The organism is Sulfitobacter sp. UBA1132 (genome assembly GCF_002311545.1).
Classification (GTDB): domain Bacteria; phylum Pseudomonadota; class Alphaproteobacteria; order Rhodobacterales; family Rhodobacteraceae; genus Sulfitobacter; species Sulfitobacter pontiacus.
Map to the genome: position 1 here is coordinate 94,227 of NZ_DCAN01000011.1, position 12,236 is coordinate 106,462.

A 12,236-nucleotide genomic window follows, 5' to 3' on the forward strand; every position below is an offset into this window, starting at 1 on the left:
GATGAAACGAACCCTAGGGACCTGCTATTACCCTGAACAATGGCCCGAAGAGATGTGGCAAACCGACGCCCGCCGCATGGTCGAAGCGGGCCTGACATGGGTGCGCATCGGCGAGTTTTCATGGAGCAAACTAGAGCCGCAACCCGGCCAGTATGACTGGGCGTGGCTGGACCGCGCGATCGAGGTTTTAGGGGCCGCCGGTCTGCGGGTTGTGCTGGGCACCCCCACCGCCACCCCGCCCCGCTGGATGCTGAAACGCCACCCCGACATGCTTGCCGTGGATATTGAAGGGCGTCCGCGCAAGTTCGGGTCGCGCAGGCACTACTGTTTCAGCCACGAAGGCTATCAGAAGGAATGCGTCACGATTGCCACGTTGATGGCCAAACGCTATGGCGCGAACCCCCATGTGGCGGCGTGGCAGATCGACAATGAATACGGCTGCCACGACACGGTGATCTCTTATGGTGATGCGGCAGCCCATGCTTTTCGGGGCTGGCTGGCAAAACGCTACGGTACCCCCGCCGCGCTGAATGCCGCGTGGGGGAATACGTTCTGGTCGATGGACTACGACAGTTTCGACGACATCGACCCGCCCAATCTGACCGTGACCGAAGCCAACCCTGCGCATCGTCTGGCGTTCCGGCGGTTCAGCTCGGATCAGGTGGTGGCATTCAACCGGCTTCAGCTTGACGTGATCCGCCAGCACAGCGCCGCCCCCGTGAGCCATAACTACATGGGCCGGATCACCGACTTTGACCATTTCGCAGTGGGTGAAAATCTTGATATCGCCACATGGGACAGCTACCCGCTGGGCTTTCTCGAGGATCGGGTGGGCGCGGATGCGGCGCAGCAGCACCGCTATGCGCGGCAGGGCGACCCCGACTTTCAGGCGTTCCACCACGATCTTTACCGCGCCGTGGGCAAGGGACGCTGGTGGGTGATGGAACAGCAGCCGGGGCCGGTGAACTGGGCCCCGCACAACCCTGTGCCACTGGCCGGTATGGTGCGTCTGTGGACATGGGAAGCCTTCGCCCACGGGGCCGAAGCGGTGTGCTATTTCCGCTGGCGACAGGCCCCTTTCGCCCAAGAGCAACTGCACGCCGGCTTGCTGCGCCCCGACAGTGCCGACGCCTTCGCGATGGCGGAGGTCCGGCAGGTCGGCGCAGAGATGGCCAAGGCTCCGGATGTGCAGCCCGCGCAGGCACCGGTCGCGCTGCTGTTCGACTATGACGCGGATTTCGCATGGGCGACCCAGCCCCATGGTGCGGATCTAAGCTATTTCGGGTTGGTCTTTCACACCTACAAGGCGCTGCGGCGTCAGGGGTTGTCGGTCGATATCCTGCCCGCCACCTGCCGCGATTTTGACGGCTACGGGCTGGTGATGGCACCGGGGGTGATGCACATGCCGGACGCTCTGAAACAGGCGCTGGCGCGCAGCGCGGCGACGGTCGTCTATGGCCCCCGCAGCGGCGCGCGCACGTCCGAGATGGCGATCCCCGTGCCGCTGCCCCCCGCAATCGACGGGTTGGACGTGACGGTCACGCAGGTCGAAAGCCTGCGCCATGACATCTCCGTACCGCTGGAGGGCGGTGGGAAAGTGATCCGCTACCGTGATGTGCTGGACGGCACGGCAGAGGTGATCTTGCAGACCACTGACGCAGAGCCGGTTGCCATGCGCGACGGGCAGCAGATCTATCTGGGGGGCTGGCTGGATGAGGACACGCTCGACCAATTCATCAGCGGTCTGTGCGGCGAGGCAGGGATTGACCTGCTGCCGATGCCCGAAGGGGTACGTACCCGCACGACGGGGGGCGAACGGTTCTGGTTCAATTATTCAGATACAAAAGTGGCCTGCCACGGTGTCGAACTGCCTGCCGCAGGTGTTCTGCGTGTGCCGGTCTGACCACGGGGGGCGCACCCCAAGATACCGGATACCGCCCTATCATTGGCGGTATCCGGCGCGTCATTTTACCACGATGTAATGACTGTCCCGTGGTAGCTTTCGTCGATGAAAGCTTTGATTTCGTCCGAGTGATACGCCTCTAGCAGGGTCTTGACCCAAGGCGCGTCTTCCTTGCCCTCTTGCACAACAATCACGTTCACATAGGGGTTGTCGGCGCTTTCCATCGCGATGGAATCTTCCTTGGGGCTAAGACCCGAGGCGATGGCGTAGTTGGTGTTGATCAGCGCCGCATCCAGATCGGCCAGCGAACGGGGCAGCTGCGCCGCGTCAAGTTCTTTGAACGACAGGTCTTTGGGGTTCTCGGTGATGTCCAGAACGGTGGGCACCAGACCTGCAGCAGGGTCGACCTTGATCATGCCAAGCTGTTGCAGCACCAGCAACGCGCGCCCGCCGTTGGTGGGGTCGTTCGGGATGCCAAAGGTCGCGCCTTCTTCAAGTTCGGCGATTTCGGTGATCTTGTCCGAATAGATGCCCATCGGCGTGGTGATCGTGTTGCCCACAACCGCCAGCGCAAAGCCACGGTCTTTCATCTGTGCCTCAAGGTAAGGCACGTGCTGGAAGGAGTTCGCCTCGATGTCGCCATCGGCCAGCGCCTGGTTCGGCACCACATAGTCAGAGAATTCGACAACGTCGATCTCAAGGCCCATCGGTTCGGCCACACGGGCGACCTCTTCCATGATCTCGGCGTGCTCGCCGGGGGAAACGCCGACTTTGATCTGCTCGGCCATCAGCGATGTCGCCATAAGCGCGAGGGTAGAGGTCAGGGTCGCAATGCGTAGCATGTATATGCTCCTTTAACTGGGAAACGAAATTGGGAGGAGGAGGAGACGGGCGCTATTGCCCGCCGCTTTTGGTGGCGCGTTTGTCGACAGCGGCTGCGATGCGTTCGCCGATCGATTGCACAAGCTGCACCAAGACGATGAGGATGATCACGACAACAGCCATAACGTCGGGCATAAACCGTTGATACCCATAGCGAATGCCCAGATCGCCAAGGCCTTCGCCGCCCACGGCGCCGACCATGGCGGAATAGCCGATCAGGCTCACGATGGCGAGGGTGAGGCCAAGCGTGATGCCGGGCAGCGCTTCGGGCAGCAGCACCTTGCGGATGATCTGCAACGGGGTCGCGCCCATGGCGCGCGCCGCCTCGATCAGGCCGGAATCAACCTCGCGGATGGCGTTTTCCACCAGGCGCGCGATGAAGGGCACGGTGGCAATCGTCAATGGCACAATCGCGGCTGTCGTGCCGATCGACGTGCCCGCAACCATCCGCGTGAAGGGGATGATCGCGACCACCAGAATGATGAACGGCACCGACCGCGTGGCATTGACCACCAGCCCGAGCACCTTGTTGATCCACGGTGCCGACAGCAGCTCACCGCGCTGCGAGGTCGCCAGAAACAGCCCCAAGGGCAGGCCAAGCAGCGTCCCGAGCAGCGCCGAGATGGCGACCATATAAAGCGTCTGGCCCGTGGCCTCGATCAGTAGGTTGATAAGGTTAGCCGACATAGCCAAGCACCTCCGTCATAAGCCCGTGGCTTTCCAAAAATGAACGCGCCTCTGCGGCCTTGGTCACAGGCAGCGATACCAGCAGGTTGCCGAAGGGGCGGGTGCCGATTTCCTCGACCGCACCGGCAAGGATATTGACCGGAATGCCCATGTCCTGCGTCAGCCGCGCCAGCATCGGGTCGGTGGCGTGCTGGCCCGCAAAGGTCACGCGGATCACCTCTTCGCCGCCCTGCGCGGGGGCGTTTGGGAGCAGACGGTCCTTGACAAAAGCGGGCAGGGTGACGCCGGTCACCCCCGACAGGAAAGACCGTGTGGTCGCATGCTGAGGCGCGGTGAAAATATCGTAGGTTTCGCCATGTTCGACGATGCGGCCCGCGTCGATCACGGCGACGTGGCTCGCGATGTCACGGACCACGGCCATCTCGTGGGTGATCAGCAGGATGGTCAGCCCCAGGTCGCGGTTGATGTCCTTGAGCAGCGACAGCACCGTTTGCGTCGTTTCAGGGTCCAGCGCGGATGTCGCCTCGTCCGACAGCAGCACTTTGGGGCCGGTGGCCAGTGCCCGCGCGATGCCGACGCGTTGCTTTTGCCCGCCCGACAGCTCTGCCGGATAGCGTGTGGCGTGCGCGCTTAGTCCGACCCGTTCGATCAGGTCGGCCACACGGGGTTTGATTTGCGAGGACGGCACACCGGCGATTTCCAGCGGTAGGGCGATGTTGCCCGCCACGCTGCGCGAGGCCAGCAGGTTAAAGTGCTGAAAAATCATCCCCACATCGCGGCGGATCGCACGCAGCTTGGACCCTTTTGCAGCCCCCACATTCTGCCCGCCCACCAGAACCGAGCCCGCCGTCGGTCGCTCAATCCCGTTGACCATGCGCAGCAGCGTCGATTTGCCAGCCCCCGACCGTCCGATGATGCCGGTGATTGATCCCGGCTCCATCGCCAAAGAAACGCCTTCAAGCGCCGTGACAGTCGTGCCGCCGGATTTGGAATAGGCTTTGCCCACGTTCTCGAACGTGATCGAAGCGCCGTTGGGTTCTGTCATGATCGGTCCAGCCTGCGGTCGGTTGCGGTGGCGCCCGTAGACAGAAAGGCAGGGGGTATTGCAAGCGCAGTTTTCGCATACCCGCCCTGACTTTACCGATGTGCTGAACGCTAGGTTTTCACAGGTCCAGCACCAGATGCCCACCCGCTGCCGCCGCGCGCGACTGGCAGGTGATCAACGTGGTTTCACGCTGCGCCTGTGACAGCACATAATCGCGGTGATCGGCGTCACCCTCGACCAGCCCGCAAGCGCAAACCCCGCAGATCCCGTCGGCGCATTTCACATCCACGGGCACGCCTGCCTCTGTCAGCATATCCGACAGGCTGCGGTCGGCGGGGACGTGGATGTCTTTGCCGGTCTTGGCCAGATGGACCGTAAAGCTGTGGTTCTCGCGCGGGGGGGCTTCGGGGACGGCGAAATATTCGATGTGACACTGATCCTCGGCCAAGCCCGCGCGGGCGGCGGCGGTCATTGCGGCCTCCATATAGGCGGGGGTGCCGCAGGCGTAGGCGTGACTGCCCGCAGGATGGCCTGACAGGATCGTGTCAAACTCTGCCCGACTGCCCTGATCGCTGACGTGCAGCACGGCGTGGGCGGCCCAGGGGGCGGCAGCGATCTCGGCCGCAAAAGCCAGATCAGCGGCGGTGCGGGCTGAATAATGCAGCGCGAAGTCGCGGCCCAACTGATGCAGGCGGTGCGCCATGGCGATCATCGGGGTGATACCGATGCCACCGCCCATCAACACGCTGAAGGGGGCGTCTTCGGTCAGGGGGAAATGGTTGATCGGGCGGGCGGCGAAAATCTTGCGCCCCTGCGTGAAGATACGGTGCATCAGGGCGCTGCCGCCGCGGCCCTGATCCTCGCGCTGGACGGCAATGACATAGCGCGACCGGTCCGAGGGATCGCCGCACATGGAATACTGGCGCAGGTATTCGGGCGCGATCACCACATCCAGATGCGCCCCTGCCTGCCACAGGGGCAGATCGGCCCCGTCGGGATCGCGCAGTTCATAGCGCGTGATGCCGTCGCTCAGCACATCCGCGCGGGTGACGGTCAGCGGCAATACCGGACTATCCGCCAAGGGCTTGAGCGCAGGGACCAGCCCTTGCGTGTCTCCGCTTGCGACACGCGCGCGGTGTGTGTCGGCGGGGATCATCGCGCCATAGGCGCGAATGCCGGCCTCGCGGTCCATCGGGTCGGGGTAGGGGTAGGGATGCGGGGCAAGCGGCGCAGGGTAGACGGCCAGCGTCTGGTCCGTCGCGCGCAGCTTCAGGTCTTTTTGTAAGCCGCGGGTGTTCACCGGCTTGTCCGTGGGGCGGTAGCCGCCGTCGTCCTGCACCTCCAGATCCCACCACCATTTCTTGACGGGGTTGATGTCGCCACGGTCCAGCAGATCGTCGAGCTTGGCCAGCGCTGGCGCGGTGGCGGGCAGTTTCATCGCGGTCCAGCGCCACACGCTGTCGGCCAAGATCCCCTCAAGGTTCCAGGGGCAGGTCTTCATGCAGCGCCCGCACATGGCGCCGCCCTCGGTCGTGATCCGGTAGGTGGCGCATTTCTGGCTGTCGGATTTCCAGATCTCGTAGCCGTTGAACATCAGCTTCGGCCCCGCCGTGATCGCCCCCGAGGGACATTCCCGCGCGCATTTCTGGCAGCTTTCGCAGAATTTCTGCAGGCCGAAGTCGATCGGCTTGTCATGGGTCATCGGCAGGGTGGTCGTCACCGCGCCCGATTTCAGACGTGGGCCAAGATAGGGGTTCAGGATCACTTCGCCGATGCGGCTGACCTCACCCAAGCCCGACAGCAGCAGCAGCGGGGGTTGCAGCACATCGCCATCCATCACCGTATGCGCCTTGGCCGGATACCCCAGATCGCGGATCAACTGCGCCAGCACGCCGCCCACAAGGCTGAACCGCAGATAGGCGCGCATGGATTGCGCCACGCTGATCCAGTCATCGCCCGAGGCCCCCTCCATCGTGTCGAAACCCTGATCGATAACGAGGCTGATCGCCTGATCATGGGGCGGGTCGATCGCGGTGCCGGTGGCGTCATGGCTGTACCATGCCCAATCGGGACAACGGCTGACCCCCACGGCATCGGCCCCCAGGAAATAGGCAACCGCCTTGACCATCTCTGCCGCCTGTTGCGGGGCCAGGGCGGTTTGCGTTTCGGCAGCTTGTCCGTCTTGCAGCAGGCCAAAGGCCCCAAGCGCGCGCCGCTGCGCCATAGAGGTTGGCGTCTTGCGGATATAGCGCCCGCCGGTGGCCCCGTCTTGCAGCTTTTTGCCCATGTCCCCGAACAGCGCTCGGCTGAACATATCGGTGCGTTTGGGTAGGCGCGGGATGCGCGGTTCGTCCATATAGGTCGTGGGGCTGTCCACGCGTTTAAGCTTTTCGAAAGGCTGCGCGCCATCGACAAAGCGTCGCGTTGCATAGGCGGGCGCTGTGCGGGGCAGGGCAGCGGCGGCTAGAGGGCGATCACAGGCCAGATCCATCGCCATGGTGACGGCGGCCAGCGAAAAGCGCGTGCCAACAAAAGGAGCGGTCAGCTGACCGTCTTGAGGCAGCGCCAGACCCGCCGCGACCGCCAGCTGGTTCAGGTCCACATCGCTTGCCGTCATCGTGTGCCCGCGCGCCGGACGCCCCAGCAGGCGGATGTAATTCGACAATACCGCCGCCGATTCCGCGGCCAGTAGGGACGACCGGTGATCCTCCATCCCTGCGATCCATGTCGCACCGGGTTCATCCTGCTCGACCGCGCGGGGATGCGCGACAAGCAGCACCAGCGCATGGGTATGGCCTGCGATATCCGTCTCGGGTGCGGTGACGGAGTCGCGCAGGTCGGCCATGATCGCATCCACACCAGAGGCGAGCGTTTTGACCTGACGCGTCTGCAAATCCTGCGCCAGCCGCGCGACATCCGCGTTGCGCAGGGGCTGTGCCAGATGGTGGTCGGGGGCAAGTTTGCAAATCCCCACCATCGTCGCATCGTTGAAATGGGCAAACGCCTTGAGGTGCTGCGCCCGCTCGGTCAGATCGGCGGGGATCTCGGCCAAGGCATTGTTTACCAGACCCTCGCGGATCGCATCCAGCATGGCGCGGTGATCCCGTGTGGCGTGTGCCAGCGGACGCGCGTCCCCCGTCACCCCCAAGGGGGTGAAGGCCGGCACGCGACCTGCAACATCCTCTGCCCGCCGTAGCTTTTCAGTCGGATAGGCACCCATATGGATGGGGCGGTTTTTGCGGGAACGCAGCCGTGGGGTCATGGGTATTGCCTCTTAATTCGGTGCTATAGTTGTCTTAGATCAACTATTTTGCAAGCAAACAGTAGCGGTGCGGCAAAAATGAAGTATTCATGCTTTATGACCGGACCCGAGAACACCTCTGCCCCTGCCTCCTATCGTCTGCACGACAGGCTGGGCTTTCGCGTGTCGCGGCTGGCCGCGGTCATGCGTGCCAGTCTGGACGCAGAGCTTTCGCAGCTAGGGCTGACACGGTTGGAATGGTGCGTTTTGGCCAGTATCGCGCTGGAAGGCATCACCGCGCCCTCCGGTATCGCCGAGAATATCGGCATCACCCGCCCCACGGCGTCGCGGACGTTCAAGCAGATGCGCGACAAAGGTTGGCTGGTGCAGAACCTGACAGAAGGCGACGGGCGCGCCCGTGCGATCACGCTGACCGAGGCGGGGCAAGACCTACTCGCGCGGGCGCGGGTGCTGGTCGACGCGCATCAGGCGCGGTTTCTGGACAAGCTCGACCCCCAAGCGGCGGCGCATTTCCTATCCGCGCTGGATACGCTGCTTGAAGGGGTACACGACCGGTTCGACGATCCGTAGGGTGGTTTAGGTCACCACGGGAAAGACGTTCGACTGCTTCAGCACGCCATAGGCAAAGCTGGAATCAATCGACGCGATGCCGGGGATATTGTGCAGCTTGTGGCGCACGAATTCTTCGTAGCTTTTCAGATCCTCGACCAGCACGCGCAACAGATAATCCTCGCTGCCGGTGATGACATAGCAATCGAGGATCTGTTCGGTCTCGTGCACCTTCTTCTCAAACAGTTTTACCACGTCGCCCGTGTGGCTGCTCAGCCGGATGCGCACCAGCGCGGTCACGGGCAGCCCGTACGCGCGTTCATCCACAATCGCGGTATAGCCCTTGATCACGCCCTTTTCCTCAAGCGCGCGGGTGCGCCGCAAACAGGGTGAGGGCGACAGATTCACCTGAGCTGCCAGATCTTGATTGGTCAGCCGCCCGTTACGCTGCAGCGCTTTGATGATCTCGCGATCTTTACTGTCCATCTTGGCCCTCTAAGGGCAGGATATGCCCAAAATTGATACTATTGCGCAATCATTAGCAAGCATCTGCCCGTGGATACAGCGTAAAACAGCGCAGATACAACGCGCAGGACGAATATGCTCAGCTCCCCCTCACTGCCCGCCGCGCATGGACTTGGTCCGCGGCAGATCCCCCTTCGGCCCCTGGTTGGCTATCTCGCGATTGCGGTGACCGTGCTCGTCTGGGCGGGGTTCGCGCTGTCCACCCGTGCTGCCAGCGGGGCGCAGTTGACGTTTGGCGATGTGGCGCTGATCCGGTCGGGTATTCCGGCGCTGTTCTTTTTGCCCTTCCTGCCAAAACGTATCGCCGTGTTAAGGCAGTTGCCCGCGCGGCGCTGGTTGATGATCGCGGCGGGGGCGGGGCTACCGTTCTTTTGGCTCGCGGCTATGGGCGGTGCGCAGACCTCGGCCACGCATGTGGGGGCGTTGATTGCCGGAACGACACCGGTGTCGGTGGCTGTTCTGACGTGGGTGGTCTACCGCCAACGCCCCGCGGTGCTGCTGCCGCTCGGGATCATCCTTGTGGGGGTGGCGGCGCTGATCGGGGCCTCGGGCAATTTGGCGGCAGGCAGTTTGACCGGCGTGGCGCTGCTGCTATCGGCCAGCCTGCTCTGGGGGTGCTATACGCTGGGGCTGCGGGGCAGCGGGTTGGACCCGATTGGTTGCGCGCTGGTGCTGGCGCTGCCGTCCACGCTGGTGTTGCTGCCGCTGCTCGCCACGGGGGTTCTGCCCAGCAACCTGACGCAGGTGCGACTGGCCGAGGCGATGCCGTTCATCCTTGCCCAAGGGGTCGGTGTCGGCCTTGTCTCGAGCCTGACCTATGCCATCGCCATCGCCCGCCTTGGTGTCGCGAAATGTGCCGCGATCGGGTCGCTCGCCCCTGCGATTGCGGCGGTGCTTGCTGTGCCGCTGCTGCACGAAGCCCTGACGCTTGGCACGATTTTGGCCGTTCTCATCATTTGCGCCGGCGTCATGCTGGCCAGCCGCCCCAAGGAGTAACCCCGATGCTCGACGCGCTTGCCGCCCTTCCCGAAGACCCGATCTGGGGTCTGACCTCTGCCTTTCGCGCCGATCCGCGCAGCCACAAGATCGACATGGTCATCGGCGTCTACCGCGATGACAAAGGGGCCACGCCGAATATGAAGGCGGTGCGCATGGCCGAGCGCGCCTTGGCGCAGGACAGTGCGCCGAAAACCTACCGCGCTTTGGCGGGCAATGCGGTGTTCAACGCGGGCATGGCGCGGCTGGTCTTGGGCGATGCGCCCGCGCGGATCGCGCGCAGCCACGTGATCCAGACGGTCGGCGGGACAGGGGCCTTGCGTGTGCTGGGGGATATGCTGGCCAGCTTGCGCCCCGACACCACGGTCTGGAGCACGGACCCCGGCTATGTGAACCACCGTCCGATATTCGAGGGGGCCGGGCTGACGTTGCAGCTGTATCGCTGGCAGGCCAAGGGCGACGCGCTGGATCTTGACCGCGTGCTCGCGGATCTGGCAGCGGCGAAGCCGGGGGATGTGGTGCTGCTGCACGGCTGCTGCCACAACCCCACGGGCATCGATCCCGATGCGGATATGTGGCATGCGCTGGCCCGATTTTGCGCGGCGCGGGGGCTGATCCCGTTGATCGACATTGCCTATCAGGGCTTTGGCCGCGGGCTTGACGCAGATGCGGCGGGGCTGCGGGTGATGGTCGATGCGGTGCCCGTGGCGATGGTTGCGGCAAGCGGGTCCAAGAACATGGGGCTATATTGCGAACGTATCGGGGCGGCGATGGTGCTGGGGCCAGATGCGGCGTCCATCGCCCATGTGGGCCGCCACCTAGAGACATTGACCCGCGCGAATTATTCGATGCCCCCCGAACATGGTGCCGCTGTCGCCTGCCATGTCTTTGACACCCACACCATCTGGGAGGAAGAGCTCAACAGCATGCGCGCCCGTGTCCAATCGCTGCGGCAGCAGTTGGCGGATGCGCTGGCCGCGATTGATGCGGCCCCCGCATTTCAGGCGCTGCGGCACCATCAGGGGATGTTTTCCCTGCTGCCCCTCGCGCCCGGCCAGATGGAGAGCTTGCGCCATGACCACGCGATCTATGGCACGGCCACCGGTCGGATCAATATCGCCGGTCTGCGCAGCACGCAGATCGAACAGGTCGCGGCGGCGCTTCGGGATGTGTCACAGGGGTGACACTGGCCCGTCCCTTGGGCCAGCGTATGTAGGTCTTAGCGCGGAGCGGCGTCGAGCATCCCCAGACGCGGCTCTGTCAGCGAGGTCACGGCAATGCGCCCGTCGGGCAGGGTCACGGCACCCGTGGTCAACGCATAGTCACCTGACGGATCCTGAAGCGTTTCCAGCACCTTGCCCGAGGCATCCATCCGCAGGACAAAGCCATAGCGCAGCGGCGCGGGTTTCATCGCGTCGGGCAGGCGCATGATCACGCGGCGCAGGAAGGGGCTGTTTGCCAGTTGATCCATGACGGGGTTGCGCGGGCTGACCAGACCGACCCAGAATGTGCCATCGGGGGCGTTGTTGATATTGTCGGGAAATCCCGGCAGGTTCTCCAGCACCACCGTTCCTGCGCTGCCGTCCATGGGGAAGCGCCAAACGCGGTAGCTGCCGGTTTCGACCACAAATACCGCGCTGTTCGCGTCATCCACCGCCACCCCGTTGGCAAAGTTCAGACCGTCGGCAAAGACAGTCGTTTCGCCCGATGCGGGGTCGTATTTCAGAATGCGGCCGTTCGACGAATGCTCCACCAGATCCAACACCGACGCCGCCAGCGTGCCGCCGTTCTCCTGCGCACCAAAGCGGGTCGAGGCATCCGAGAAATAGACGCTCCCATCGGCGGCGATATCCACATCATCGGCGTAAAGGATCGGGCTGCCGTCCTTGGTCGTCTCGGCCAGCAGGGTCACCTTGCCGCCGCGGTCCACCGACAGCAGGCCACGATAGGCGTCGGCGACGTAAAGCGTGCCGCTGTCGTCAAATTCGATCCCAAGGGGGCGGCCCCCGGTCTGCGCAAAAACGGTGATGGCCCCGTTCTCTTCGATCCGCAGGATCTCACCATCGTGGGTGGCGACATGTACCAGCCCGTCCGGGCCGATATCGGCATCCTCCGGCCCGCTGCGGCCCTCAAGCTCGACGATCTTCAATGCGGTCAAACGGTCGTTGGCCGCGAAATCACCGGTGTAGCCCTGATCCGGCGGGGCCTCCCACGCGACGGGGGCGACGGATACGGGCCAGAACGCGAGATAGGCAAGCAAGGCCAGCAGGGCGATGCCCAGTAGTGTAAATAGTTTTTTCATCGGTAATCTCCTCCCCAGAGCTCGCGCCAAAGTAGTGGCGCACAGCGTAGGGTTGCTGATCCCTCTGGCAGGTGCAAGAGGCTAC

The 12,236-nt window shown here is 63.8% G+C and carries 10 protein-coding genes; 4 read left to right on the plus strand and 6 right to left on the minus strand.

The features are described 5' to 3' along the window. Position 1: 1 nt before the first annotated feature. Entirely contained in the window at positions 2-1,903 is a 1,902-nt protein-coding gene (locus tag B4F27_RS08090) for a beta-galactosidase (RefSeq protein ID WP_286759379.1), read from the plus strand. A 65-nt stretch (positions 1,904-1,968) separates the two neighbouring features. Here the strand turns inward: B4F27_RS08090 and B4F27_RS08095 are convergent, their stop codons facing one another. From B4F27_RS08095 to B4F27_RS08110, 4 genes are all read right to left on the minus strand, one after another. Then, the gene (locus B4F27_RS08095) at positions 1,969-2,745 is read right to left on the minus strand and encodes a MetQ/NlpA family ABC transporter substrate-binding protein (RefSeq protein ID WP_286759380.1); all 777 of its coding nucleotides are present in this window, start codon (positions 2,743-2,745) and stop codon (positions 1,969-1,971) included. Between the two features lie 52 nt (positions 2,746-2,797). Then, positions 2,798-3,472 (minus strand): methionine ABC transporter permease, encoded by a 675-nt coding sequence (locus B4F27_RS08100; RefSeq protein WP_260005069.1) that lies wholly within the window; start codon positions 3,470-3,472, stop codon positions 2,798-2,800. Then, a complete protein-coding gene (locus B4F27_RS08105; RefSeq protein WP_286759381.1) occupies positions 3,462-4,517 on the minus strand; it encodes a methionine ABC transporter ATP-binding protein in 1,056 nt (351 codons plus the stop codon). The genes B4F27_RS08100 and B4F27_RS08105 overlap by 11 nt, the downstream gene beginning before the upstream one ends. A gap of 118 nt (positions 4,518-4,635) precedes the next feature. Then, positions 4,636-7,779 carry a 2Fe-2S iron-sulfur cluster-binding protein gene (locus tag B4F27_RS08110; protein WP_286759382.1) on the minus strand — a complete coding sequence of 1,048 codons (3,144 nt, stop codon included), beginning with the start codon at positions 7,777-7,779 and terminating at the stop codon, positions 4,636-4,638. A 96-nt stretch (positions 7,780-7,875) separates the two neighbouring features. On the opposite strand from B4F27_RS08110, the gene B4F27_RS08115 reads away from it, so the two are divergent. Continuing rightward, positions 7,876-8,349 carry a MarR family winged helix-turn-helix transcriptional regulator gene (locus B4F27_RS08115; protein ID WP_286759383.1) on the plus strand — a complete coding sequence of 158 codons (474 nt, stop codon included), beginning with the start codon at positions 7,876-7,878 and terminating at the stop codon, positions 8,347-8,349. Between the two features lie 6 nt (positions 8,350-8,355). Here the strand turns inward: B4F27_RS08115 and B4F27_RS08120 are convergent, their stop codons facing one another. After that, positions 8,356-8,814: an Lrp/AsnC family transcriptional regulator gene (locus B4F27_RS08120; protein WP_037943687.1), complete on the minus strand. Its 459-nt coding sequence runs from the start codon at positions 8,812-8,814 to the stop codon at positions 8,356-8,358. A 114-nt stretch (positions 8,815-8,928) separates the two neighbouring features. Here B4F27_RS08120 and B4F27_RS08125 point away from each other — a divergent pair, with 114 nt between their 5' ends. Both B4F27_RS08125 and B4F27_RS08130 read left to right on the plus strand, forming a co-directional pair. Continuing rightward, positions 8,929-9,849, plus strand: a complete 921-nt coding sequence (locus B4F27_RS08125) for a DMT family transporter (protein ID WP_286759384.1) — start codon at positions 8,929-8,931, stop codon at positions 9,847-9,849. Positions 9,850-9,854: 5 nt separating this feature from the next. Beyond that, on the plus strand, positions 9,855-11,033 hold the full coding sequence (locus B4F27_RS08130; protein ID WP_286759385.1) for an aromatic amino acid transaminase: 1,179 nt from the start codon (positions 9,855-9,857) through the stop codon (positions 11,031-11,033). Positions 11,034-11,068: 35 nt separating this feature from the next. Here B4F27_RS08130 and B4F27_RS08135 read toward each other — a convergent pair whose 3' ends face one another. Then, on the minus strand, positions 11,069-12,151 hold the full coding sequence (locus B4F27_RS08135) for an SMP-30/gluconolactonase/LRE family protein (protein ID WP_286759386.1): 1,083 nt from the start codon (positions 12,149-12,151) through the stop codon (positions 11,069-11,071). Between the last annotated feature and the right edge of the window lie 85 nt (positions 12,152-12,236).